Genomic DNA, 23,981 nt, shown 5'->3' on the forward strand with positions numbered 1-23,981 from the left:
CATGTCGACGCCCGCCGTCCAGTTCCCGCCTGAGCCCGTCCCGGTCGACCGACCGCGGGCCAAGGTGCTGATCGTCGACGACGACGAGCGCAACGCCTTCGCCGCCAGCCAGGCGCTGGAAGCGCTGGGCCAGGAGCTGGTCATCGCCCGCTCCGGTCCGGAAGCGCTGCGCAAGCTGCTGCACGACGACTTCGCGGTCATCCTGCTGGACCTGCACATGCCCGGCATGGACGGCTACGAGACCGCCGCGCTGATCCGCGAGCGGCGGCGCACCCGCGACGTGCCGATCGTGTTCCTGACGGCGGTGTTCCGCGACGAGGGCCACATCTTCAAGGCTTACTCAGCCGGCGCCGTCGACGTGGTGTTCAAGCCGGTGGACCCTTTCATCCTGCGCTCCAAGGTCCAGGTGCTGGTCGACCTGCACCTCAAGCGCGTCGAGTTGGCCAATGAGCTGGAGATCCGCCAGCGCCTCTTGGAAGAGAACGCCCGCGTCCAGGCCGAGAAGCTGGAGGCCGAGCGCTCGCTGCAGGCGTCCTTGCGTCGCCAGCAGGCCATCCAGCGCGCCCTGCCGATCGTCTTCTATTCGCGGATGGCCGATCCTCCGTATGCGGCGCTTTCGGTCAGCGACAGCATCAAGGGCCTGACCGGCTACGACGCCGCCGACTTCACGGGCGACGCCGAGTTCGGCTACGGCCAGGTCCACCCCGACGACCAGCATATCGTCGCGCGGGCCCAGGACGAGGCGCGCCGGGCCGGGTCCTATACCTGCGAGTACCGCTGGCTGTGCGCTGACGGGACGTACAAGTCCCTGATCGACCAGGGCATTCTCAGCGAGGACCCCGACACTGGGGCCGCGGTGGTGTTCGGCACCCTGCTGGACAACACCGAGCGCCGCGCCCTCGAGGAAGCCCTGGGCCACGCCCGCAAGATGGAGACGGTCGGCCAGTTGACCGGCGGCGTCGCCCACGATTTCAACAACCTGCTGACCGTGATCCTGGGCAATGTCGACCTGATCCAGCGCCGCTGCGGCGAAGGTTTCGCCTTCGACCGGCAGGTGCGGGCCGTGCGCCAGGCCACCGAGCGCGGCGCGGCCCTGACCCGGCAGCTCTTGGCCTTCTCGCGCCGCCAGCGCCTGGACCCCGCCGCCGTCGACCTGAACGACCTGGTCCGCGACTTCTCGCCCCTGATCAAGCAGGCGGTCGGCGAGGCGGTGTCGGTGCAGTGGGAACCGGCCGACGCCCCAGCCTTCGTCCATATCGACCCGGCCCAGATGGAAAGCGCCCTGCTGAACCTAGCCGTCAACGCCCGCGACGCCATGGATGGAGCCGGCGGCATCACGATCCGTGTCCACGCCACGCCCGGCGGCGCCCATCGCCTGGTCGTCCGAGACACTGGCCCCGGCATGGCCGCCGATGTCGCCTCGCGGATCTTCGAGCCGTTCTTCACCACCAAGGACGTCGGCAAGGGCTCGGGTCTGGGCCTGTCGCAGGTCTATGGCTTCGTCCAGCAGTCCGGCGGCGAGATCACGGTGGTCACCGCGCCAGGCGAAGGCGCGGCCTTCGAGATCACCCTGCCCGCCATCGCGGCCCCCGCTCCCGCCCCGGTCGCGCCCAGCGCGCCTTCGGAAGACGCGACGGGCTCGGAGCATATACTAGTGGTCGAGGACGATCCGGCCCTGCTGGCCCTGGCGGTCGATACGCTGGAGTCGCTGGGCTATCGCGTCACCACCGCCAACAACGCCGCCAGCGCCCTGCGCCGCTTGAAGGGCTCCACCGCCTTCGAGATGCTGTTCTCGGACGTGGTCATGCCCGGCGGGGTCAGCGGCCTGGATCTGGCGCGCAAGGCCCGGGTGGGCAATCCGGCCCTGAAGGTGCTGCTAACCTCGGGTTTCATCGGCGAGGAAGCCATCGACTGGGCGGACGAATATCCGATGCTCGACAAGCCGTATGACTCCCCGTCGCTGGCGGCCAAGGTGCGGTCGGTGCTGGACGCCTAGGGACCTATTCCGCCGCCACCGGGGCCCGCAACGCTTCGACATCCCGGGCCGGCGGCAGGCCGTACAGCCGCCGGTACTCGCGGCTGAACTGCGAGGGGCTCTGGTAGCCGACATTGAAGCCGGCCGCCCCGACGTCCAGGCCCTCGACCAGCATCAGGCGGCGGGCCTCATAGAGCCGCAACTGCTTCTGGTACTGCATCGGCGTCATGCCGGTGACGGCCTTGAAGTGGTGATGCAGCGAGCTCTCGCTCATGCCCACATGGTCGGCCAGGGCCTCGATGCGCAGCGGCTGGTCGAAGCGCTCGCGCAGCCAGGCGACGGCGCGGGTGATGCGCTGGCCCTGCCCCTCGGCCATGGCGATGTGCAGCAGGCGCGCGGCGCACGGCCCGCTCAGCAGGCGGTAGAGGATCTCCTGCTCGATCAGCGGCGCCATGGCGGCCACGTCCCGCGGCCGGTCCAGCAGGCGCAGCAGCCGCAAGGTGGCGTCCAGCAGGTCCGGCGAGGCGGCGCTGACCGCCACGCCGCGCATGCCGCCCGGCGGCGGCGTCGCCTGCCGCGGCAGCCGGCCGATCAGCTCGGCCAGCCGGGCCGGGTTGATCGCCACGCCCACGCACAGGTGGGGATCGGCCTCGCTGGCCTGGGTGATCCGCGCGGTCGCCGGCAGATCCAGGGCCACCAGCAGACAGTCGCCAACGCCATAGTGCAGCTCCTCGTCGCCGATCGTCAGGCATTTGCGCCCGCCGGCCACGAGCCAGAACGAAGGCCGCTGATCGATGTGCAGCTTGCCGCTGGGCGAGCAGCGGCGGGTGACGAACAGGCCGTCGATCGCGGACTCCGGACTGTCGTCCTTGGCGTGACGAGCGCACAGTTCGGCGATTTCGGCATAGGTCTCGGCGGTGGCGGGGGCGGTCAAGGGCTTGGTTTTCCGGGCTTTCGGACGCTTGAAGCTCTACGCCGTCGCGATATTCGCGAAAACCATCTCCGCCGCCTTTTGCAGGATCGTGCATGAGCTTTGCAGGATCGGCGTAACGCCGTCGTCTCGGCGCGTGGCAAATCTCCCGGCGTCCGGTCCCTCCCCGATCGGCCTCCCAAATTTCAAGGAAAAATCCGAATGGCCACCGCTAAAGGCTACGCGGCGCAAGCCGCCGGCGCGCCCCTGGCTCCGTTCAGCTTCGAACGCCGCGAACCCAATCCCGACGACGTCGTCATCGCGATCAAGTACTGCGGCGTCTGCCACTCCGACATCCACATGGTCGACAATGGCTGGGGCCAGAGCGTCTATCCGATCGTCCCCGGCCACGAGGTCTCGGGCGTGGTCACCGCCGTCGGCGCCAATGTCACCCGGTTCAAGGAAGGCGACCCCGTCGGCGTCGGCTGCTTCGTCGACAGCTGCGTCACCTGCAAGGAAGCCCGCGACCTGGACCGCGAGCAGTACCAGCCGGGCCTCGTCCTGACCTACAGCGCCTTCGAGCCCGGTTCGGACACCCCGACCTATGGCGGCTATTCCGACCACATGGTGGTCAAGGAAGACTACGTCCTGTCGATCCCCGGCAACCTGGCCCTGGACGCCGCCGCCCCACTGCTGTGCGCCGGCATCACCCTGTACTCGCCCCTGCGCCACTGGAACGCCGGCCCCGGCAAGAAGGTCGCGATCCTGGGCATGGGGGGCCTTGGCCACATGGGCGTCAAGCTGGCCCACGCCATGGGCGCGGAGGTCACGGTGCTGAGCCAGACCCTGTCCAAGCGGGAAGACGGCCTGAGGATGGGCGCGGCCCACTATTACGCCACCAACGACGCGGCGACCTTCGAGACCCTGGCCGGCGAATTCGACCTGCTGATCTGCACCGTCTCGGCCGGCATTGACTGGGGCGGCTACCTCAACCTGCTGAAGGTGGACGGGACCATGGTGCTGGTCGGCGCGCCGGAAGAGCCCGTGCCGCTGAACGCCTTCGCCCTGATCCCCGGCCGCCGCACCCTGGCCGGCTCGATGATCGGCTCGATCAAGGAGACCCAGGAGATGCTCGACTTCTGCGGCGAGCATAACATCGTCGCCGACATCGAGGTCATTTCGATCGACCAGATCAACGAGGCCTACAAGCGCATGGCCAAGAGCGACGTGCGCTACCGCTTCGTGATCGACATGGCGACCCTTTAGGGCGACGCCGCGACGCCGCGAGGCGCGTAGCGCGCCGAGCCGGGACCGTCGGTCCCGGCTCCCTCCCTGCGGCCGGGATGACATGGATTTCGCGTCTGGCTGGGACGACCGCGACCTACCGCGGCTTCCAGCCCTCGGCGATGACCGCGATCTGCTTGTCCATCACCGCCGACATCTCGGCCGCCGGCAGGTTCCCGCCGGCCGCCGCCGCCATGCGATAGTTCCAGGCATAGGCGGCCTTCAGGGTCTCGACGACCAGCTGAAGGTCCATGTCGGCGCGGACCTCGCCCTTGCGCACGCCGTCGTCCAGCACGTCGAGCAACATCTGGTTAAGGCGCGGATTGCGGCCATAGGGCGTGACGCCCGGGTCGTTGTTGGGATTGTACGAGGCCGCGACGTGAGCCAGGAACAGCTTCACCCGCCGCGTCTCGAACTCGTAGTGGATCGCGAAGATCGAGCACAGCCGGTCGGCCGTGCTGCCGCGCAGGTACGGCACCACCCGGTCGAACTCCGCATAGAGCTCCGACAGGCGATGCGTCATGACATGGCTCAGCACCTCCGCCTTGGAGGCGAAGGTGGTGAACACGCTACCGACGGAGACCCCCGCGCGCTCCGCGATGGCGCGGATGGTGGTCTCCTCGTAGCCGACCTCGTTGAAAAGGTCCCTGGCGGCGTCGAGAACCTTCTCTCGAGTCGCGGCCTTCTGGTCGTCTCTCACGCCCACGCACGTCCCCCTCGAACACGCTAGCGTCATTGTTCAATCGCAGGTCGCCCCGTTCCCCCGAACGGAGCGACCTCCGGGCTTGGTTAGGCGCGAGCACCCGCGAAGATGACTTTCAGTTGTTCCGAAAGCCGCGCCAGCAGAGCCTCAACCGACCAGCCGTCATAGACGGCGCGACGGTAGTTGGCGACATACACGTCCCAGGTGATCTCAGCCAAGAGCTTGGCGTCGATATCTTTCTTCAACTGGCCTTCTTCGACGCCGCGCTGCAGGGCGTCGGCGATCAGGCGGAAGATGTGCTTGAGGTCGGCGCGGGCGCGACGCTCGGCGGCTTCCGAGCGGGTCCAGGACACCGCGATGCTGGCGCGCAGCAGCGGCAGTTGCTCGACATGGAAGCCATAGGCGATGCCGAACAGGCCCAGCAGGGCTTCGTCGATCGTCTTGGCGGTGCGCGAGGCCTGGGTCATCTGGGCGCAGATGACTTCATAGTCGGCGGTCAGGATTTCTTCGAACAGCTCCGACTTGTCGGCGAAGCTGGCGAACACGGCGCCGGTCGACATGCCGGCGGCCTGGGCGATGTCACGGATGGTGGCGCCTTCATAGCCGCGCTCGCTGAACAGACGGCGGGCGGCGGCCAGGACGCGCTCACGGGTGCGCTGCTTGGCGAGGGCCCGGCGCGTCAGCTTCACCGGCGAGTCGGTGGCCGACTCGATATTGACGGACACAAAGCTCATGCGGCGGCCTCCAGACGGGCGAGAGCCGCTTCAGCGCGCTTCTCGAATTCAATGCAGTACTCGTCGACGACATTTTGCAGGACGTCGGCATAGCGGCGGGCCAGCTGGCGGCCGTCTTGCGCGGCGTCGCGCAGGTCGGTGATCAGTTGGCGGACTTCGGCCATGGCCTCTTCGCGATCGGTCGCGGAGAGCGCGGCGTTGGTCGAGAGCAGTGCGCTCTGGGCCATTGCGGTTAGCTCCTACCCCCGCTGGGGTGAGTGAAAAGCGTTGAACCGATCCGCGGTGGGGGGAGGTTGATCATGTTCAACGAACGCGCACTGAAAATAGGAAGGCGGCGCAATAACGCCAGGGGAAGCGCTTTGCAACCGCGAAAACGAACTCAAATCGCCGAACTTTGGCGTGCCGCATAGATATGGGAGCGCTCTCAAAGCGTCACTGCGACAAAAACGCTCACCGAACAGGTTCGCCGAATTGACTCAACGGACAGTGGTCATCGAACCGAGTCACTAACCTGAGGGGGCGAAAACGCGTCAGGCCCCTTACGGCTCCGGGCTCTATGGCTAAGCCGGGCGTCGCGGCCTATCTTCCGGCGCCATGAGCCACCTCTTCGATTTCCTCGTTCCCGCCGCCCTGCTGGCGGTGCTGATCGCCCTCGGCGCGGGCCTCTACGCTCTGTTTCGCGGCGGCGACTTCGGCCGCTCCTATTCGAACAAGCTGATGCGTCTGCGCGTGCTGCTGCAGTTCATCGCCATCATCGTCCTGGTGGCCGCCGCCTTCTGGTGGCGTAAGGGCGCCTAGACACTAATCCGCTTCGCCGAACGGGAGTCCGGGACGCATGGTCACGCTGAACCGCATCTATACTCGCACCGGCGACGCCGGCGCGACGCGCCTGGCCACCGGCGCGCCAGTCAGCAAGGCCTCGCCGCGGGTGGAAGCCTATGGCGGCGTCGACGAAACCAACGCCGCGATCGGACAGGCCCGGCAGCATACGGGCGTTGATCCCGTGCTCGACGCGATCCTGGAGCGCGTCCAGAACGACCTGTTCGACCTGGGCGCGGACCTGGCCACGCCCGAACAGCACGGCAAGCCCGAATGGGAGCCGCTGCGCATCCTCGACAGCCAGGTCGAGCGGCTGGAGCGGGAGATCGACCTGCTGAACGGCGAGATGGAGGCTTTGACGTCGTTCGTGCTCCCCGCTGGGTCGCCGGCCGCCGCCGCCCTGCACGTGGCGCGCACCGTCTGCCGCCGGGCCGAGCGGACCTGCGTGGCGCTGGCGGGCATGGACGGTGAGATCGTGGGCGCGCCGGCGATCAAGTACCTGAACCGACTGTCGGACCTCTTGTTCGTCGCCGCGCGGTGGAGCAACGACAAGGGCAAGGCGGACGTGCTGTGGAAGCCGGGGGCGACGCGGTAGGTCGCCTGCCGCCGCCCTCGAAATACAAACCCGTCATCCCGCGACTTGTTCGCGGGATGACGACTCTTTTTTACTTCTTTTCAGGAGCCGCCGCAGCAGGCGCCCCCTTCTCCCCATTGATCGGCGGGGTCCCCGCCGGCCGCCGCGTCATCGTCTCGATCGGATAGACCGTCGCGCACTTCAGCCACTTGCCGGCCCAGGCGCCGCCGCGGGCCTCGCAGCGTTCCTTCGGCCAGACCCACAGGCCGTGATAGGCTAGCACCCCGGCGCTGCCGAGCAGGAACAGGCCCAGGAAGATGTACTTCAAGCGGTTGATGGTCTTGTTCATGCGCGGCCCCTTAGCGCCTTTCCGTCCTTAAGGGAATTGGCGCCGCCGAAGCGAGACCGGCCCGAACCCGCAGGAAATCGTACAACCGTTTGAACGGAACCCAGATTTACCCATTACGCTTACGCAAAGGGAAACTTGCATTGCGGCGCACAAGCGGTAAGTCGGATGCCAAGCAGGATAAAAAGCAGCCTGGAGGCGGTGGAAACCGATGAAGGTCCTAGTCCCGGTCAAACGGGTTATCGATTACAACGTCAAGGCCCGCGTGAAGGCGGACCAGACCGGTGTCGACCTTGCGAACGTCAAGATGTCGATGAATCCCTTCTGCGAGATCGCGGTCGAAGAAGCCGTGCGTCTCAAGGAAAAAGGCGTGGCGACCGAAGTCGTCATCGTCAGCATCGGTCCGGCGCAAGCTCAGGAAACGATCCGCACCGCCCTGGCGATGGGCGGCGACCGCGGCATCCTGATCGCCTCGGACGCCGATCTCGAGCCGCTGGCCGTGGCCAAGCTGCTGGCGGCTGTCGTGGCCGAGGAAAACCCGAACCTGGTGGTCATGGGCAAGCAGGCGATCGACGGCGACAACAACGCCGTCGGCCAGATGCTGTCGGCCCTGCTAGGCTGGCCGCAAGCCACCTACGCCTCGGCGATCGAAGTCTCGGGTTCGACCGCCAAGGTCACCCGTGAAGTCGACGGCGGCCTCCAGACCCTGGATGTCGACCTGCCGGCCATCATCACGGCGGACCTGCGCCTCAACGAGCCGCGCTACGCCTCGCTTCCCAACATCATGAAGGCCAAGAAGAAGGAGATCGCCCAGAAGGCGGTCGCCGACTATGGCGTCGACGTCGCGCCGCGCCTGAAGGTCGTGAAGGTCACCGAGCCCGCCAAGCGCTCGGCCGGCATCAAGGTCGAGACCGCCGCTGACCTGGTTTCCAAGCTCAACACCGCGGGGGTGCTGTAATGGCTGTTCTCGTCGTCGCCGATAACGACAACGCCCACCTGCGTGACGGCACCCACAAGACCGTCACCGCCGCCCTGAAGATCTCGGGCGACGTGGACGTGCTGGTCCTGGGTTCGGGCGCCAAGGCCGTGGCCGACCAAGCCGCCAAGATCGCCGGCGTCCGCAAGGTGCTGCTGGCCGAGAGTGACTCGCTGGGGCATGGCGTCGCCGAAGCCCAGGCCGACGCGGTGCTGGCCATCGCGGGCAATTATGACGCGATCCTGGTTCCAGCCACCTCGGGCGGCAAGAACTTCGCGCCGCGCGTCGCCGCCAAGCTGGACGTCGCGCCGATCTCGGACATCGTCGAGGTCGTCTCGGCCGACACCTTCACGCGCCCGATCTATGCGGGCAACGCGCTGGAGACCGTCCAGTCGTCGGACGCCAAGAAGGTGATCACCGTCCGTCCGACCGCCTTCGCGGCGGCGGCTGAAGGCGGCTCGGCCTCGGTCGAGACCGTCGGCGGCGCCGATGCGGCCAAGACCCGCTTCGTCAGCGAAGAGATGGTCAAGTCGGACCGCCCGGAACTAGCCGCGGCCAAGATCGTCGTCTCGGGCGGTCGCGCCATGGGTTCGGCCGAGGAGTTCCAGCGCGTGATCGAGCCGCTGGCCGACAAGCTGGGCGCCGCTGTCGGCGCCTCTCGCGCGGCCGTCGACGCCGGCTACGCCCCGAACGACTACCAGGTCGGTCAAACGGGCAAGGTCGTGGCGCCGTCGCTGTACGTCGCCATCGGCATCTCGGGCGCCATCCAGCACCTGGCCGGCATGAAGGACTCCAAGGTGATCGTCGCGATCAACAAGGACGCCGACGCCCCGATCTTCCAGGTGGCCGACTTCGGCCTGGTCGCCGACTACAAGACGGCCGTCCCCGAACTGATGGACGCCCTGACGGCGGCCGGGAAGTAAACCCGGCCCCTACAGGCTTCTGGATAATGGGAAAGGCCCGGAGGAAACTCCGGGCCTTTCTTGTTGGGCTCGTCATCATGGAGGCGCTCAGCGCGCCGTTCGGATGATCTTGGCCCATTGAGCGTCCGGATCGGCCAGGGCGGCGGAATTGGTCACGGCGCCAGTGGCCAGGGCGAGCACCAGGGCGCCCGCGAGAAGCAGGGTCTTCATCGTCATCTTCCTTTTTAAGAGCGCTTGGTTCGGTTCGGGCCGGAGCAGCGCGTTCCCGTGATCAGGACAATGCCGAAACCACCTGGGCTTTACGAACGATGGTATCTGCGGGAACTTGTGAGCTGGGCTAACATCCCTAGATCTTGACCATGCGCCTGCCACCCTTTTCGTCCCTGGTCGCCCTGGAGGCCGCCGCCCGCCACCGCTCCTACAGCCGGGCGGCCGACGAGCTGTTCGTGACCCATGGAGCGGTCAGCCAGCAGGTCCGCAAGCTGGAGGAGGAGTTGGGAGTCCAGCTGTTCGCCCGGCGCGGCAACCAGATGGAGCCCACCCCGACAGGCGCCGCCCTGGCGGCCCAGGTCGGGGAGGCGCTGAGCGTACTGCGCCAGGGGGTCGACTCGGCCCGCCGCGCGGCCAGCGGCCCGATCGTCCTCTCCGCCGGCCCGGCCTTCGCCACCAGCTGGCTGTCGCCGCAACTGGCCCGGCTGTCGGTCGAGACGGGCGAGCTGGACCTGACCATCCGGGTCGAGGATCGGGTCTCGGACCTGGCCACCGACGGGGTGGACGTCGCGCTGCGCTACGGAATCGGCCCCTGGGCCGGCCTGGAGTCGGTCCGGTTGATGGACGAGCGCATCTTCCCGGTCTGCAGCCCGGCGCTGCTGACGCGCCACCCGATCGAGAAGCCCGAGGACCTGCTGTCCGCCCCGCTGCTGCGGCACACCGACCTGCCGTGGTCGATGTGGTTCCGGGCCATGGGGATCACGCCGCCGGAGCTGCGGCCGGCGCTGGGCTTCGACGGCTCGGCCATGATGCTGGACGCCGCCGCCCAAGGCCTGGGCTTCGCCCTGGCCCGAGGCGGCTACGCCAAGCGCGACATAGACGAGGGCCGCCTCGTCCGCCCCCTGCCCGGCGAGATCGATGTCGAGACCGGTCACAACTTCGTCTGGCGCCAGAATAACCCCAAGCTGCCCAGGATCCTGAAACTGCGCGACTGGTTCCTGGCCAAGACGGATGGGGAACGATCGCGGTGAGTGGGCCGCCCTCTCCCGCGAGGGGAGAGGGATGTCAGGCCTACGCCGCCCGCGCCAGGCGCGGCGCCGGCGCGCAGAATAGGAAATACAGTTTGAACTAAACACGTTTCCACCTAGAGTGGCGGTTAACGAATCGCCGCCCGGAAGTTGGCGGCCCATTCGCCATGCGCCCTCGAAGGGGGAACGCCCGGCGGCTCTCGAGTTCGGTGCGCGCGCATGGTGGCCATCAATTCCGATACGCCGGCCCTCTCCAGCCTGACGACGGCCAAGATCGCGACGCTCAGCGCCGCGGACCTCGCCAACGCCCCGCCTTCGGAGTTCGCCCGGCTCACCCGCGCCCAGGTGTCCGCCATCTCGGTCACCGCGATCAGCGGCCTCACCGCCGAGCAGTTCGCCCAGTTCAACAAGAACCAGCTGCCGGGCCTGACCGCCGCCCAGCTGCCACGCCTGTCGAATGGAGTGAGCTTCAGCTACACCCAGATGACGATGCTGAACCAGGACCAGGTGAAATCCCTGTCCGTCACCCAGGTCGCGAGCCTGAGCACCCAGGCCCTGGACGGTCTGAGCACGTCCCAGATCTCGGTGCTGAGCGCGACCAGCTTCTCGGCCCTGACCCAAGACCAGGTGCCCAGCCTGAACCTGGCGCAGGTGCGCGCCCTGGCGCCGTCGCAGCTACGCGTGCTGCCGCTCGGCGACCTGGCCGAGTTCACGACCGAGCAGATCAGCAGCCTGACGGCCGCCCAGATCAGCGTCATGAGCCCGACCCAGGTCCAGAGCCTGTCGGGCGAACAATTGCAGGCCCTGACCGCCACCCAGTTCACGAGCCTGTCGGCCGCGGTCCTGCGCGGCTTCTCGGCCGAGGACATCGCCCTGACCACGCCCGAGCAGTGGTCGAAGCTCACCAACCCGCAGCTGTCGGTGCTGAACGGCGAGCAGTTGAAGGCCCTGGCCGGCAGCCGCACCGCCAGCCTGCTGCCCACCCAGATCCGCGCCCTGTCGGCCATCGAGGTGGGCAAGGCCGGCGCGACGTTCCTGGAGGCCCTGACGCCGACCCAGATCGCGGGCCTGGCCAGCAACCAGACCGCGACCCTGTCGCTGACCGCGATCACCGGCCTGCGGCCCGAGCAGATCGCCGCCATGGATCCGGCCGCCCTCAGCGGCCTGTCGGCCACCGGCTTCGCGGCTCTGGACGCCGAGCAGGTCGGAGCGTTGAGCGCGGCCCAGATCGCCCGCCTGCGTCCCGAGCAACTGAAGGCCCTGGACGGCGATGACCTCAACGAATTCACCCGCGTCCAGCTGAAGGCCTTCACCGCCGCCCAGCTCAAGGAGCTGCCCCCCGAACGGCTGGCGGCCCTGTCCGACGAGCAGTTCGCCGCCTTCAGCCCCACCCAGCTGCGCGGCCTGACGCCGCTGCAGCTGAAAGCGCTGTCGACCACCGACATCGCGGCCATGACGCCGGAGCAGACCACCGCCTTCAACGCCGCCCAGATCGGCGCGTTGACGGGACCCCAACTGGCGGCGCTGCGCGGCGTCGCCGAGCTGACCCGCACCCAGTGGACGGGCGTGACGGCCGCTCAGCTGAAGACCCTCTCGGCCACCGAGGTCGCGCGGCTCAGCACGGCGGAACTCAGCGGCATCAACCCCGCCCAGATCAACGGCCTGACGCCCGAGGCCCTGTCGGCCCTGAGCCAGACCCAGTCGGCCATGCTGACGACGCAGCAGGTCAAGGGCCTGACGACGACCCAGCTGACGGGCCTGTCCGACACCGACGTCGCCGAGCTCTCCACCGCTCAGCTCGGCGTCCTGGACGGGCCGCAGGTCGGCGTGCTGATCCCGCACCTGTCGGCCACCGCGGTCAGCAAGCTGGGCGGGACCCAGATCACCAAGATACCGCTGGCCGCCTTGAGGTCCCTCTCGGAGACGCAGATCGCCGCCCTCACGCCCGCCCAGGTGCGGGGCCTGTCGAACGAGCATCTGGCCAACATGCCCGTGACGATGCTCGAGGCGCTGAGCCCGACCCAGATCGCCGCGCTGTACCCGACCCAGATCTCGGCCATGTCGACCACGACCCTGAGCCGCCTGCCCAGCGAGAGCCTGGAACAGCTGACCCTCGCCCAGGTCAAGGCCCTGACCACAACCCAGATCAAGAGCTTCTCGGCCACCACCTTCGGCATCCTCGGGACCACCCAGGTCGCGGCCATGAGCGCCGCCCAGGTGGGCGCGCTGTCGCCGACCCTGATCGCGGATCTCAGCCCCACTCAGTGGGCGGGCCTGACGCCCAGCCAGGTGCAGGGCCTGTCCACCACCCAGATCGGGGGCCTGGGCGCCGACGATCTCGACAATCTCAGCACGTCGCAGTGGGCGGCCTTGCGTTCGACCCAGATCGCCGGCCTGTCGCTCACCGCCGTGACCGCGCTGGAGCCAGAACGACTGGCACTGCTGTCGTCCAGCCAGCTGTCGGGCCTGTCGGCCACGGCGTTCTCGGCCTTGGACGCCGAGCATGTGGCGGCGCTGTCGACCCAGCAAATCCGAGGCCTGACCACCGCCCAGCTGGCCGGCCTGACGCCCACGGACATGGCCGAGTTCAGCACGACCCAGATCGGCGCGATCGGGACGACCCAGCTGGCCGCCCTGCCGCCCACCGACATCGCCGCCTTGAGCTCCGACCAGCTGGGCGCGCTGAGCACGACCCAGGTCAAGGCCCTGGTCGCCTCGCAGATCACGGCCCTGCGCCCCACCCAGGTGGAGGGCCTGTCGGCCGCCCAGCTGGCGGCGCTGAGCTCGGCCCAGCTGGGCGCCCTGGCCAGCGACGTCCTGCCGGCCATGACCGCGACCCAGGTGGCGGGCCTGACCTCGGGCCAGCTCGCGGGGCTATCGGTCACCCAGGCCGGGACCCTGACCGCCTCGCAGCTAGCTGCTCTGGCCGAGACCCAGGTCGGCGGCCTGAACACCACCTTCCTGTCGTCCCTGTCGACCACCGCCCTGTCGGCCCTGAGCACCACCCAGGTCGCGCGCCTGTCGGCCACCCAGGTCCAGGGCCTGTCGACCACCCAGGTCGGCAGCCTGTCCAGCACGGACTTCGCCGAGCTGTCGGCCACCCAGGTCGGCTATCTGACCGCCTCCCAGCTGGGCGCATTGTCGGGCACGAACCTGGGCAGCCTATCGACCACCGCCATCTCCAGCCTGTCGGCCACCCAGTTTTCGGGCCTGTCCTCGACCCAGCTGGCCGGCCTGTCCGACAGCCTGATCCGCGGCCGCCTGAACCAGCTCAGCGCCACCCAGATGGCGGGGCTTTCGACCACGCTGATCGGCGGCCTGGACGCCACCGAGTTCGCCAGCCTGGGCCCCAGCCAGATCGGGGCCCTGTCGCCCTCGGCCTTCGCGGCCCTGGGGACCTCGCGCCTGACCAGCATGAGCACCACCCAGGTCGGTGGCCTGTCGACCACCCAGGTGGCCGGCCTGGACGCCTCCAGCTTCGGCCTGCTGTCGGCGACGCAGGTGGCGGTTCTGTCCTCGGCCCAGATCGGCGCGGTGCGCGGCGAGATCCTTTCGGCCCTGGACGCCACCCAGTTCGCCCGCCTGACCACCAGCCAGGTGCGAGGCCTGACGGCCGCCCAGATCGAGCAGTTCAGCGTGCAGGACATCGGCGACTTCACCGCCACCCAGGTCGGGGCCCTGGGCGCGGCGCAGCTGGAAGGTTTCTCGGCCGCCGACATCTCGGCCCTCAGCGTCACCCAGGTCGGCGCCCTGTCGCCCGCCCAGATCTCGGGACTGACGCCGATCCAGGTCCGCGGCCTCTCGGCCAGCGACATGGGCGAATTCAGCAAGACCCAGCTGGGCGCCTTTACCGTCGGCCAGATCAGCGCCCTGTCGCTGCCAGCGCTGAACGGCATGAGCGAGGACTATTTCAACAGCTTGTCGGCCACCCAGGTGCGCGGCTTCTCGGGCGAGCAGCTGGCGGCCTTCGGGGCCGACGGCCTGGCCCGCCTGTCCGGCGCCCAGCTGGGAGCCCTCACCACCACACAGGTCGGGCAACTGCCGAACGTGGCGGTCCAGAGCCTGAACGCCACCCAGATCGGCCAGATCATGCCCAGCCAGATCCCGGGCTTCACCAGCGAACAGATCGCCGCCTTCGCGCCCGGCCAGCTCAGCCAGCTGTCGCGCGCCCAGGTCAACAAGCTGACCTCGTCGCAGCTGGACGCCATGAGCCGCGCCCAGTTGGAAGCGATCGGGCTCTAAATCAAAAAGCCTGGACTGGCCGGCGCGTGGACAGACCAAGAAAAGGCCCGGCGGAACGATCCGCCGGGCCTTTGTCTGTTCGAACCCGAAAGGGCGCTTAGTCCTTGGCGCGTTCCTGGTAGCTGTTGTCTTCCGTCAGGATGATCACCTTGGTGCCCACGGTGATGTACGGCGGCACGGTGGTCTTGACGCCGTTGCTGAGCAGGGCCGGCTTGTACGACGACGAGGCGGTCTGGCCCTTCACCGACGGTTCGGTCTCGACGATCTCGAGGACCACGGTGCGCGGCAGCTCGATGGCGATCGGCACGTCGTTGTGCGTCGACAGCTGCACCGTCATGTTTTCTTGCAGATAGGGCGCGGCGTCGCCGATCACGTCCTCGGTGGCCACGAGTTGGTCGTAGGTTTCCGGGTTCATGAAGTGGAAGCCGTCGCCGTCCTGGTACAGGAAGGTGTGGTTGCGCTGGTCGACGAAGGCGCGCTCGACCTGCTCGGTGGTGCGATAGCGCTCCGAAACCTTCACGCCGTCCGAGATGCGGCGCATGTTCAGCTGGGTCACCGGCGTGCCCTTGCCGGGGTGGATGTTGTCGACCGTCAGGACGACATAGAGCTTGCCGTCCATATCGACGACAGCGCCTTTGCGGAGCGAGCTGGCAGCAACCTTCACGTACTTACCGTCCTTGGAAGAAAGCGCGCGCGAGGCCGCGGGCGCGATCATGCTATTGATCTGTGCCCGCCCTCGTATAGCGAACGGGCTCAAATCTCCAGCCTCTTCGGTTTTCCTAGCCTTGCCAGACTCTTCGCACGAACCCTCCTCCGCCTGGTGGCGCGCCGAAGTCCACGCCGACCGCCGGCCGTTCCTGCTGGCCCGCAACCGCATCACCAAGGCCTTCCGCGCCTGGTTCGAGGCCGAGGGCTTCGAGGAGGTCGAGGTCGCCGCCCTGCAGGTCTCGCCCGGCAACGAGGCGCACCTGCACGCCTTCGCCACCCAGGCCCTGACGATCTCGGGCGAGGCCTCGCCGCTCTATCTGCACACCTCGCCGGAGTTCGCCTGCAAGAAGCTGCTGGCGGCCGGCGAGGAGAAGATCTTCAGCCTCTCCAAGGTGTGGCGCAACCGCGAGCGCGGGCCGCTGCACCATCCGGAATTCACGATGCTGGAGTGGTATCGGGCGCGGCAGCCCTACCAGACCCTGATGGACGACTGCGCCAGCTTGCTGGCGTTGGCGGCCGAGACGGCGGGGACGAAGCGCTTCGACTTCCGGGGCATGGTCTGCGATCCGTTCGCGCGGCCCGAGCGGCTGTCGGTGGCCGAGGCCTTCCAGCGCCACGCCGGCGTCGACCTGCTGGCCAGCGTCGCGCCCGACGGCTCGACCGACCGCGACGCCTTGGCCGCCGCCGCTCGCGCCGCCGGGATCCGGGTGGCTGACGATGACGGCTGGGCCGACGTCTTCAGCCGCATCATCGTCGAGAAGGTCGAGCCCCGCCTGGGCGAAGGCCGCGCCACGGTGTTGTGCGAATATCCGATCAGCGAAGCGGCCCTGGCTCGTCCCAAGGACGCCGACCCACGCGTGGCCGAACGCTTCGAGCTCTATGCCTGCGGGGTCGAGCTGGCCAACGCCTTCGGCGAACTGACCGACCCCGCCGAGCAGCGCCGCCGCTTCATGATCGAGATGGACGAGAAGGCCCGCATCTACGGCGAGCGCTATCCGATCGACGAGGATTTCCTGGCCGCGCTGGAGCACATGCCAGAGGCTTCCGGCTCGGCGCTGGGCTTCGACCGCTTGGTGCTTTTGGCCACCGGCGCGCGACGCATCGAGGATGTCGTCTGGACGCCGGTAGCGGGCTGAGCATTTTAACAGGGAACGGATCGTCCACGGCAGCGTTTACGCGCCTTGGGGCGGCGCGTCAGTGGGAAGCGCCAGAGTTGGGCGTTTCTTCCATGTCCTTGGCGTGTTGCGCGACGATGCGGCCGAAGTCGGCTGCCCGACTATCTCTTTTCCCGAATCCTGAGTTCTATCGCGCCGCGCGGTCCTATGCCCGCCGAGGACCTGCTGCTCATGCCTAACCGACTGAAAGCCACACAAGTGGCCTCGCCGAACAAATCGGCATTCCTGGACCCGAAGACCTTCCTGGGTTTGGGGCTGGCCATCCTGTTCTTCGTCGGCAGCGGCATGGTGGCCCACCGCAACACCAACATCCTGCGCGACGACGCCCGGATGATCTTCCACTCGCACGAGGTCATCGTGGCGATCGGCGAGCTGCGCTCCAGCGTCCAGGACGCCGAGACCGGCCAGCGCGGCTTCCTGCTGACCGGCAACGAGCGCTACCTGGAGCCCTACGAGGCGGCCGTGGTCAATGTCGAGCGCCAGGTCGAGAAGCTGACGACCCTGACCAGCGACAACGCCGCCCAGCAGGATCGCATCATCGGGCTGCAACGCCACGTGACCGCCAAGCTGGCCGAGCTGAAGAACACCATCGACGTCCGTCGCAGCCAAGGGGTCGCGCCCGCCCTCGCCATCGTCAATTCCGACCGTGGCAAGGCCGAGATGGACGCCATCCGCAGCCAGCTGAGCGTGATGCAGCAGGAAGAGGCGCGCCTGCGCCGCGAACGCCTGACCGAGATGGACGCGGCCTACCAGTCGGCCCTGCTCAGCGGCCTGCTGTCGGGCGTGCTGGGCATCGTCCTGACCCTGGTGGTCGGCGTCCTGATCCGCCGGGCCGCGGTCGCCAACGAGCGCCGTCAGTGGCTGGCCTCGGGCCAGGTGGGCCTGGCCTCGGCCATGCTGGGCGACCAGGGGTCGGAGGAACTGGGCGACAATATCCTGACCTTCCTGACCAAGTTCGCAGGGGCTCAGGCGGGCGCGGTGTTCGCCGCCGAAGGCGAGCGCTACCACCGCGTCTCCAGCTATGGCGTGCCGGGCGACGCCCAGATCGTCGAGCGCTTCGGCCTGCGCGAAGGCCTGCTGGGCCAAGTCGCCGCCAGCCGCGAGACCAAGGTCCTGGCCGACGTGCCGGAGGGCTATCTGACCATCGGCTCGGCCCTGGGCCGCGACAAGCCGCGCCACCTGATCCTGTTCCCCGCCGTCGCCGAGGACGGCGTCCATGGCGTGGTCGAGCTGGGCTTCCTCAACGCCATCGACGATCGCGTCCTGGAGTTCCTGAACGACGCCTCCGAGGCCGTCGGCATCGCCCTGCGCTCGGCCCGCTACCGCGCCGAGCTGCGCGAGCTGCTGGAAAAGACCCAGGCCCAGGCCGAGGAGCTGCAGGTCCAGAGCGAGGAGCTGCGCGTCTCCAACGAGGAGCTGGAGGAGCAGGGCCGCGCGCTGAAGGAATCCCAGGTCCGCCTCGAGCAGCAGCAGGCCGAGCTGGAACAGACCAACAGCCAGCTGGAAGAACAGGCCCAGATGCTGGAAAACCAGCGCGACGACCTGGAGCGCACCGGCGCGGCCGTCGAGCTGAAGGCCCGCGAGCTGGAACAGGCCAGCCGCTACAAGTCCGACTTCCTGGCCAATATGAGCCACGAGCTGCGCACGCCGCTGAACTCGCTGCTGATCCTGTCCAAACTGCTGGGCGACAACCCGGCCGGCAATCTCTCCGACGAGCAGGTCCAGCACGCCCGGACGATCCAATCGTCGGGCAACGACCTGCTGACCCTGATCAACGACATCCTCGACCTGTCGAAGATCGAAGCCGGCCACCTGGAGATCCGCCCGGAGGCCGTGTCGCTGCAACGCTTGGCCACCGATCTGCGCCAGATGTTCAAGCCTGTCGCCGAAGAGCGGAAGCTGGACTTCGAGATCACCATCGCCGACGATGTCCCGGCCTCGCTCCACAGCGATCGCATGCGCTTGGAGCAGGTGCTGAAGAACCTGCTGTCTAACGCCTTCAAGTTCACCGAGAAGGGCGGCGTGACCCTGTCCGTCGAACGCGACGGCGATCACATCGCCCTGTCGGTGAGCGATACCGGCATCGGCATCGCCGAGGAGCAGCAGCACAGCATCTTCGAGGCCTTCCGCCAGGCCGACGGCACCATCAGCCGGCGCTATGGCGGCACGGGCCTGGGTCTGTCGATCAGCCGCGAACTGGCCCGCCTGCTAGGCGCCACCATCACCCTGACAAGCGTCCACGGCCAGGGCAGTCGCTTCACCCTGTCCATGCCGCTGACCTACGATCCCGCCCAGGTGCCGCAGCGCGACGAAAGTCCCGCCCCGTTGCCCGCCGCCGCCAAGGCCAAGCCGGCCGAGGAGCGCCGCTACGTCCCCGCCGGCCCGCCGGTCGACGACGACCGTGACGTCCTGTCGGGCGGCCAGCGCATCCTGCTGGTGGTCGAGGACGATTCCAGCTTCGCCGGCATCCTGCGCGACATCGCGCGGGAGTCGGGCTTCCAGTGCCTGGTCGCCGGCTCGGCCGAGGAGGCGCTGGTGCTGGCCCGCAAGCACCGTCCCAGCGCCATCGTGCTGGACGTCGGCCTGCCCGACCAGTCGGGCCTGGCGGTGCTGGAACGCCTCAAGCGCGACGTCGACACCCGCCACATCCCGGTCCACGTCGTCTCGGCCGCCGACCACACCCAGACGGCCCTGTCGCTGGGCGCCATCGGTTACCTGGTCAAGCCCGTGAAGCGGGACGACCTGGCCAGCGCGCTCGACGCCCTGACCGCCAGACTGTCGGCCTCGTCGCGCCGCGTGCTGATCGTCGAGGACGACAAGGTCCAGCGCGAGGCGGTCGGCAAGCTCCTGGCCTCCGGCGATGTCGAGACCGTCGGCGTCGCGACCGCGGCCGAGTGCCTGGAACGGCTGAAAACCGAGACCTTCGACTGCATGGTCCTTGATCTGAACCTGCCCGACGCCTCGGGCTTCAGCCTGCTGGAGACCCTGAGCCACGAGGGCGGCTACGCCTTCCCGCCAGTCATCGTCTATACGGGCCACGACCTGTCCCAGGCCGACGAGCAGCGCCTGCGCCGTTACTCGGACTCGATCATCGTCAAGGGCGCCCGCTCGCCCGAGCGCCTGCTAGACGAGGTCTCGCTGTTCCTGCACCAGGTGGTCACCGAGCTGCCGCCCGAGCAGCAGTCGATGATCAAGAAGGCCCACAACCGCGACGCCGCCCTGGAGGGCCGCCGGATCCTGGTGGTCGAGGACGACGTCCGCAACGTCTACTCCATCACCAACATCCTGGAACCGCGCGGCGCGATCGTCGAGATCGCCCGCAACGGCAAGGAAGCCATCGAGGCGCTGGAGAAGTCGGCCAAGGACGAAGGCGGCGCCATCGACCTCGTGCTGATGGACGTGATGATGCCGGTGATGGACGGCCTGACCGCCACCGCCGAGATCCGCAAGGACACCCGCTGGAAGAAGCTGCCGATCATCACCCTGACCGCCAAGGCCATGCCCGACGACCAGGCCCGCTGCATCGAGGCCGGGGCCAATGACTACATGGCCAAGCCGCTGGACGTCGACCAGCTGCTGTCGCTCGTCCGTGTCTGGATGCCCCGCTGACCGCCATGCGTGACGACGTCGAGGACATCGAGATCAGGTTGCTGCTGGAGGCGCTGTACCAGCGCTACCACTACGACTTCCGGCGCTACGCCAAGGCGTCGGTCAAGCGTCGCCTGAAGCAGGCCCGCGAGCAGCTGGGCTATGCCAGCTACTCGGCCATGCAGGACGCCCTGCTGCGTGATCCGGACATGCTGGAGCGACTGCTGGGCTACCTGACGGTGCAGGTCAGCGAGATGTTCCGCGACCCCAGCTACTTCAAGGCTCTGCGCGAGACGGTCCTGCCGCATCTGAAGACCTATCCGTCGCTGAAGGTCTGGGTGGCGGGCTGCAGCGAGGGCGAGGAACTGTACTCCCTGGCCATCCTGTTCCGCGAGGAGGGCCTCGAGGACCGAACGCTGTTCTACGCCACCGACATCAACCCGGACGCCTTGAAGGCGGCCGCGCGCGGCATCTATCCGATCGATCGTCTGAAGCTGTTCACCGAGAACCACCGCCGTTCGGGCGGCAAGTCGTCGCTGTCGAACTATTACACCACGGGCTACGGCGGGGCGGTGTTCGACAAGAGCCTGCGCGAGCGGGTGGTGTTCTCGGACCACAGCCTGGTCACCGACGCCGTGTTCGGCGAGATGCACCTGATTTCGTGCCGCAACGTACTGATCTATTTCGATCGCGACCTGCAGGACCGCGCCATCGGCCTTTTCCGTGACTCCCTGACCCGCAAGGGGTTCCTAGGATTGGGCGCCAAGGAGAGCCTGCGCTTCTCGAGCCACGCCGGCGCCTTCGCCGAGTTCGACCGCGACGAGAAGATCTACCAGAAGCGCGAACCATGAGCGGAACAGCCGCCCAAGCCGTCGTGATCGGGGCGTCGGCCGGCGCCGTGCAGGCGCTGTCGGCGCTTCTGCCGCCGCTGCCGGCCGACTATCCGCTGCCGGTGATGGTGGTCGTCCATGTGCCCCCGGACCGCCGCAACGCCCTGACCGAGCTCTTCCGGGGCCGCTGCGCGATGACCGTGCGCGAAGCCGACGACAAGGAGCCGATCGAGCCGGGGGTGATCTATTTCGCGCCGCCGGACTATCACCTGCTGGTCGAGACGCCAGAATTCCTGTCGCTGTCGACCGACGAGCCGGTGCTGCACTCGCGGCCCTCGATCGACGTGCTGTTCGAAAGCGCCGCCGACGCCTTTGGCGCGGGCCTGGTCGGGGTGATATTGACGGGCGCCAACCAGGACGGGGCCGAGGGCCTGAAGGCCGTCGCCGAAGCCGGCGGCGTGGCCGTGGTCGAGGATCCCGCCAGCGCGGCGGCCTCGGCCATGCCGGAAGCAGCCTTGGCTGCCTGGCCCACGGCGCGGACGATGTCACTGGAGGACATCGGCGTCTATTTGCGGAGTTTGGGGAATAAGCGATGAGCGCTTTGCGGCCTGTGCATTTCCTGCTGGTCGACGACCTGGTCGAGAACCTCGTCTCGCTGGAGGCGCTGCTGCGCCGCGAGGACCTGGTGCTGCTGAAGGCGCGCTCGGGCGAGGAGGCGTTGGAGCTGCTGCTGCGCCACGACGTCGCCCTCGCCTTGCTGGACGTGCAGATGCCTGGCATGGACGGCTTCGAGCTGGCCGAGTTCATGCGTGGGGCCATGCGCACCCGCCACGTGCCGATCATCTTCCTGACCGCCGGCGCCGCGTCCGACGCCCAGCGCCGCTTCCGGGGCTATGAGGCCGGAGCCGTCGACTTCATCAACAAGCCGATCGAGCCGGACGTCCTGCGCAGCAAGGCCAACGTCTTCTTCGACCTCTATCGCCAGCGCCAACAGCTGGAGCGCCAGCGCGACGAACTGGAGGCCGCCGCTCAGGCTCTGCGCCGCGCCGACCGCCACAAGGATAGCTTCCTGGCCGTTCTAGCCCACGAGCTGCGCAATCCGATCGCCGCCCTGGCCGGCGGGCTCCACCTGCTGGGCAAGGACATTCCGGCCGAGCGCTCGACCGACATTCGCGCGCGCATGGACCGGATGCTGTCGCACCTCTCACACCTGGTCGACGACCTGCTGGACGTCTCGCGGGTCAACGAGGGCAAGATCGTCCTGAAGAAGGAACGGATCGCGCTGGGCGAGATCCTGACCTCCGCGATCGAGGCCAGCCAGCACCACATGGAGCAGGCCGGCCACACGCTGGTCACCGATATCGACACCGGCCCGATCTGGCTGGACGCCGATCACACCCGCCTGGCCCAGGTGGTCGGCAATCTGCTGAACAACGCCGCCAAATATACGCCGCCGGGTGGCGTGGTGACCCTGTCGGCCCATCGCCACGGGGCCGTGGCCGAGATCCGGGTCACCGACACCGGCGTCGGCATCCCGTCCGAGATGCAGGCCGGCATCTTCGAGATCTTCGCCCAGGTCGAGGACCATCTGTCGAAGTCGCAAGGCGGCCTGGGCATCGGCTTGGCGCTCTGCAAGCAACTGGTCGCCCTGCATGGCGGGTCGATCGACGTGGCCAGCGCCGGACTGAACAAGGGCAGCACCTTCACGGTGACCATTCCGCTCGCCCGCGATCCGGAGTAACGGCGGCGCTGATTTGCCTCGGGGCCTGAAATCCCGCATATCCCCGCCCCTCATGCCCCCCGCCCACCTAAGCCAGGAAGCCAAGACCCTCCGCGACGCCCGGTCCCTGACCGAGGCCGGACTGGTCCCGCCCGAGCGCTTGCCGGCGCTGGAGACGGTGGCGGCCCGCTACGCGGTGGCGATCACCCCGGCGATGGCGGAGCTGATCGATCCGGCCGACGCCAACGACCCGATCGCTCGCCAGTTCATCCCTTCGTCCGAGGAGTTGGTCGGCAGCCCCGGCGAGGACGGCGATCCGATCGGCGATGTTATCCACAGCCCTGTGGATGGAATCGTCCATCGGTATCCCGACCGCGTGCTGCTGAAGCCGACCCACACCTGCGCGGTCTACTGCCGGTTCTGCTTCCGCCGCGAGATGGTCGGGCCCGAGGGGCTGTCGAACCTTTCCCCCGCCCAGCTGGACGCGGCCTTCGCCTATATCGCCGGTCGGCCGGAGATCTGGGAGGTCATCGTCACCGGCGGCGACCCGTTCGTGCTGTCGCCCCGCCGCCTCGCCGACCTGATGGACCGGCTGGAGGCGATCGACCACGTCAAGATCGTCCGCTTCCATACCCGCGTGCCGGCTGTTGATCCGCAGGCCGTGAACGACGACCTGGTCGCGGCCCTGAAGCGCACGACCAAGACCGTCTATGTCGCGCTGCACGCCAACCACGCCCGCGAACTGACCCCGGCCGCCCGCGCCGCCTGCGCGCGGATCATCGACGCTGGCGTCCCGATGCTGAGCCAGACCGTGCTGCTGCGCGGCGTCAATGACGACCCGGCGGTGCTGGCGCGACTGATGCGGACCTTCGTCGAGACGCGGATCCGGCCCTACTACCTGCACCACCACGACCACGCCCCAGGCACGGCCCACCTGCGCACCACCTTGGCCGAGGGCCAAGCGATCATGAAGGCCCTGCGCGGGACCGTCTCGGGCTTGGCCCAACCGACCTATGTGCTCGACATTCCCGGCGGCCACGGCAAGGTCCCGGTCGGCCCGACCTATCTGGATGGCGACGCGGTCGAGGACCCGAATGGGACCGCTCACCCCTATCCGCCAAGAGCCTGAACCTAGCCGGCGCAAGGCTTTGCGGCGCCGCTCGCGCTGCATCGCAGCAAAGCCTTGGCGAGTGCGGGGTTTCTCGTGCTAGAAAAGTCGGCATATCCAAGGGTCTG

21 protein-coding genes are annotated in these 23,981 nt (G+C 68.1%); 14 read left to right on the forward strand and 7 right to left on the reverse strand.

Features of this window, described 5'->3' with window-relative positions:
• Position 1: 1 nt before the first annotated feature.
• Positions 2-1,996, forward strand: a complete 1,995-nt coding sequence (locus ACW173_RS03730) for a response regulator (RefSeq protein WP_492085891.1) — start codon at positions 2-4, stop codon at positions 1,994-1,996.
• Positions 1,997-2,000: 4 nt separating this feature from the next.
• Here the strand turns inward: ACW173_RS03730 and ACW173_RS03735 are convergent, their stop codons facing one another.
• Positions 2,001-2,909 carry an AraC family transcriptional regulator gene (locus ACW173_RS03735; protein WP_492083538.1) on the reverse strand — a complete coding sequence of 303 codons (909 nt, stop codon included), beginning with the start codon at positions 2,907-2,909 and terminating at the stop codon, positions 2,001-2,003.
• 198 nt (positions 2,910-3,107) lie between these two features.
• Between ACW173_RS03735 and ACW173_RS03740 the strand changes: the two genes are divergently transcribed.
• Positions 3,108-4,151, forward strand: coding sequence for an NAD(P)-dependent alcohol dehydrogenase (locus ACW173_RS03740; protein ID WP_492083539.1), 1,044 nt, complete (start codon positions 3,108-3,110; stop codon positions 4,149-4,151).
• Positions 4,152-4,266: 115 nt separating this feature from the next.
• On the opposite strand, the gene ACW173_RS03745 is transcribed toward ACW173_RS03740, so the two are convergent.
• The 3 genes from ACW173_RS03745 to ACW173_RS03755 all read right to left on the reverse strand — a co-directional run bounded on the left by ACW173_RS03745 (position 4,267) and on the right by ACW173_RS03755 (position 5,833).
• Complete coding sequence (locus ACW173_RS03745; RefSeq protein ID WP_492083540.1) at positions 4,267-4,875, reverse strand: TetR/AcrR family transcriptional regulator; 609 nt, start codon at positions 4,873-4,875, stop codon at positions 4,267-4,269.
• An 83-nt stretch (positions 4,876-4,958) separates the two neighbouring features.
• Positions 4,959-5,606, reverse strand: coding sequence for a TetR family transcriptional regulator (locus ACW173_RS03750; RefSeq protein WP_492083541.1), 648 nt, complete (start codon positions 5,604-5,606; stop codon positions 4,959-4,961).
• On the reverse strand, positions 5,603-5,833 hold the full coding sequence (locus ACW173_RS03755; protein ID WP_492083542.1) for a CC0731 family SpdR-regulated protein: 231 nt from the start codon (positions 5,831-5,833) through the stop codon (positions 5,603-5,605). The genes ACW173_RS03750 and ACW173_RS03755 overlap by 4 nt, the downstream gene beginning before the upstream one ends.
• Positions 5,834-6,200: 367 nt before the next feature.
• Here ACW173_RS03755 and ACW173_RS03760 point away from each other — a divergent pair, with 367 nt between their 5' ends.
• A complete protein-coding gene (locus ACW173_RS03760; protein ID WP_082769664.1) occupies positions 6,201-6,404 on the forward strand; it encodes a twin transmembrane helix small protein in 204 nt (67 codons plus the stop codon).
• Positions 6,405-6,441: 37 nt separating this feature from the next.
• Positions 6,442-7,020: a cob(I)yrinic acid a,c-diamide adenosyltransferase gene (locus tag ACW173_RS03765; RefSeq protein WP_492083543.1), complete on the forward strand. Its 579-nt coding sequence runs from the start codon at positions 6,442-6,444 to the stop codon at positions 7,018-7,020.
• A 70-nt stretch (positions 7,021-7,090) separates the two neighbouring features.
• Here ACW173_RS03765 and ACW173_RS03770 read toward each other — a convergent pair whose 3' ends face one another.
• A complete protein-coding gene (locus ACW173_RS03770; RefSeq protein WP_492083544.1) occupies positions 7,091-7,348 on the reverse strand; it encodes a hypothetical protein in 258 nt (85 codons plus the stop codon).
• 208 nt (positions 7,349-7,556) lie between these two features.
• Here ACW173_RS03770 and ACW173_RS03775 point away from each other — a divergent pair, with 208 nt between their 5' ends.
• Together ACW173_RS03775 and ACW173_RS03780 are read left to right on the forward strand one after the other, a co-directional pair.
• Positions 7,557-8,303, forward strand: a complete 747-nt coding sequence (locus tag ACW173_RS03775) for an electron transfer flavoprotein subunit beta/FixA family protein (protein ID WP_492083545.1) — start codon at positions 7,557-7,559, stop codon at positions 8,301-8,303.
• Complete coding sequence (locus tag ACW173_RS03780) at positions 8,303-9,244, forward strand: electron transfer flavoprotein subunit alpha/FixB family protein (protein ID WP_492083546.1); 942 nt, start codon at positions 8,303-8,305, stop codon at positions 9,242-9,244. The genes ACW173_RS03775 and ACW173_RS03780 overlap by 1 nt, the downstream gene beginning before the upstream one ends.
• An 87-nt stretch (positions 9,245-9,331) precedes the next feature.
• Here the strand turns inward: ACW173_RS03780 and ACW173_RS03785 are convergent, their stop codons facing one another.
• On the reverse strand, positions 9,332-9,454 hold the full coding sequence (locus tag ACW173_RS03785; protein ID WP_492083547.1) for a hypothetical protein: 123 nt from the start codon (positions 9,452-9,454) through the stop codon (positions 9,332-9,334).
• Between the two features lie 149 nt (positions 9,455-9,603).
• On the opposite strand from ACW173_RS03785, the gene ACW173_RS03790 reads away from it, so the two are divergent.
• Together ACW173_RS03790 and ACW173_RS03795 are read left to right on the forward strand one after the other, a co-directional pair.
• Positions 9,604-10,485, forward strand: a complete 882-nt coding sequence (locus ACW173_RS03790; protein ID WP_492083548.1) for a LysR substrate-binding domain-containing protein — start codon at positions 9,604-9,606, stop codon at positions 10,483-10,485.
• 216 nt (positions 10,486-10,701) lie between these two features.
• Positions 10,702-14,724, forward strand: coding sequence for an ice nucleation protein (locus ACW173_RS03795; protein ID WP_492083549.1), 4,023 nt, complete (start codon positions 10,702-10,704; stop codon positions 14,722-14,724).
• A 97-nt stretch (positions 14,725-14,821) separates the two neighbouring features.
• Here ACW173_RS03795 and efp read toward each other — a convergent pair whose 3' ends face one another.
• On the reverse strand, positions 14,822-15,388 hold the full coding sequence (efp, locus tag ACW173_RS03800) for an elongation factor P (protein WP_492085893.1): 567 nt from the start codon (positions 15,386-15,388) through the stop codon (positions 14,822-14,824).
• 76 nt (positions 15,389-15,464) lie between these two features.
• On the opposite strand from efp, the gene epmA reads away from it, so the two are divergent.
• The 6 genes from epmA to ACW173_RS03830 all read left to right on the forward strand — a co-directional run bounded on the left by epmA (position 15,465) and on the right by ACW173_RS03830 (position 23,874).
• Positions 15,465-16,568, forward strand: coding sequence for an EF-P lysine aminoacylase EpmA (epmA, locus tag ACW173_RS03805; RefSeq protein WP_492085895.1), 1,104 nt, complete (start codon positions 15,465-15,467; stop codon positions 16,566-16,568).
• 210 nt (positions 16,569-16,778) lie between these two features.
• Entirely contained in the window at positions 16,779-20,216 is a 3,438-nt protein-coding gene (locus tag ACW173_RS03810) for a response regulator (RefSeq protein WP_492083550.1), read from the forward strand.
• A gap of 5 nt (positions 20,217-20,221) precedes the next feature.
• The gene (locus ACW173_RS03815) at positions 20,222-21,046 is read left to right on the forward strand and encodes a CheR family methyltransferase (protein WP_492083551.1); all 825 of its coding nucleotides are present in this window, start codon (positions 20,222-20,224) and stop codon (positions 21,044-21,046) included.
• Complete coding sequence (locus tag ACW173_RS03820) at positions 21,043-21,621, forward strand: chemotaxis protein CheB (protein WP_492083552.1); 579 nt, start codon at positions 21,043-21,045, stop codon at positions 21,619-21,621. The genes ACW173_RS03815 and ACW173_RS03820 overlap by 4 nt, the downstream gene beginning before the upstream one ends.
• Positions 21,618-22,766 (forward strand): hybrid sensor histidine kinase/response regulator, encoded by a 1,149-nt coding sequence (locus tag ACW173_RS03825; RefSeq protein ID WP_492083553.1) that lies wholly within the window; start codon positions 21,618-21,620, stop codon positions 22,764-22,766. The genes ACW173_RS03820 and ACW173_RS03825 overlap by 4 nt, the downstream gene beginning before the upstream one ends.
• A 52-nt stretch (positions 22,767-22,818) precedes the next feature.
• A complete protein-coding gene (locus tag ACW173_RS03830) occupies positions 22,819-23,874 on the forward strand; it encodes a lysine-2,3-aminomutase-like protein (protein WP_492083554.1) in 1,056 nt (351 codons plus the stop codon).
• Positions 23,875-23,981 lie beyond the last annotated feature (107 nt).

Source organism: Caulobacter sp. ALps2, assembly GCF_058681635.1.

Coding starts and splice junctions, on each gene's coding strand:
- ACW173_RS03730 (WP_492085891.1), top strand. CDS start 2: ATGTCGACGCCCGCCGTCCAGTTCCCGCCTGAGCCCGTCCCGGTCGAC.
- ACW173_RS03740 (WP_492083539.1), top strand. CDS start 3,108: ATGGCCACCGCTAAAGGCTACGCGGCGCAAGCCGCCGGCGCGCCCCTG.
- ACW173_RS03750 (WP_492083541.1), bottom strand. CDS start 5,606: ATGAGCTTTGTGTCCGTCAATATCGAGTCGGCCACCGACTCGCCGGTG.
- ACW173_RS03755 (WP_492083542.1), bottom strand. CDS start 5,833: ATGGCCCAGAGCGCACTGCTCTCGACCAACGCCGCGCTCTCCGCGACC.
- ACW173_RS03760 (WP_082769664.1), top strand. CDS start 6,201: ATGAGCCACCTCTTCGATTTCCTCGTTCCCGCCGCCCTGCTGGCGGTG.
- ACW173_RS03765 (WP_492083543.1), top strand. CDS start 6,442: ATGGTCACGCTGAACCGCATCTATACTCGCACCGGCGACGCCGGCGCG.
- ACW173_RS03770 (WP_492083544.1), bottom strand. CDS start 7,348: ATGAACAAGACCATCAACCGCTTGAAGTACATCTTCCTGGGCCTGTTC.
- ACW173_RS03775 (WP_492083545.1), top strand. CDS start 7,557: ATGAAGGTCCTAGTCCCGGTCAAACGGGTTATCGATTACAACGTCAAG.
- ACW173_RS03780 (WP_492083546.1), top strand. CDS start 8,303: ATGGCTGTTCTCGTCGTCGCCGATAACGACAACGCCCACCTGCGTGAC.
- ACW173_RS03785 (WP_492083547.1), bottom strand. CDS start 9,454: ATGAAGACCCTGCTTCTCGCGGGCGCCCTGGTGCTCGCCCTGGCCACT.
- ACW173_RS03790 (WP_492083548.1), top strand. CDS start 9,604: ATGCGCCTGCCACCCTTTTCGTCCCTGGTCGCCCTGGAGGCCGCCGCC.
- ACW173_RS03795 (WP_492083549.1), top strand. CDS start 10,702: ATGGTGGCCATCAATTCCGATACGCCGGCCCTCTCCAGCCTGACGACG.
- ACW173_RS03810 (WP_492083550.1), top strand. CDS start 16,779: ATGCCTAACCGACTGAAAGCCACACAAGTGGCCTCGCCGAACAAATCG.
- ACW173_RS03815 (WP_492083551.1), top strand. CDS start 20,222: ATGCGTGACGACGTCGAGGACATCGAGATCAGGTTGCTGCTGGAGGCG.
- ACW173_RS03820 (WP_492083552.1), top strand. CDS start 21,043: ATGAGCGGAACAGCCGCCCAAGCCGTCGTGATCGGGGCGTCGGCCGGC.
- ACW173_RS03825 (WP_492083553.1), top strand. CDS start 21,618: ATGAGCGCTTTGCGGCCTGTGCATTTCCTGCTGGTCGACGACCTGGTC.
- ACW173_RS03830 (WP_492083554.1), top strand. CDS start 22,819: ATGCCCCCCGCCCACCTAAGCCAGGAAGCCAAGACCCTCCGCGACGCC.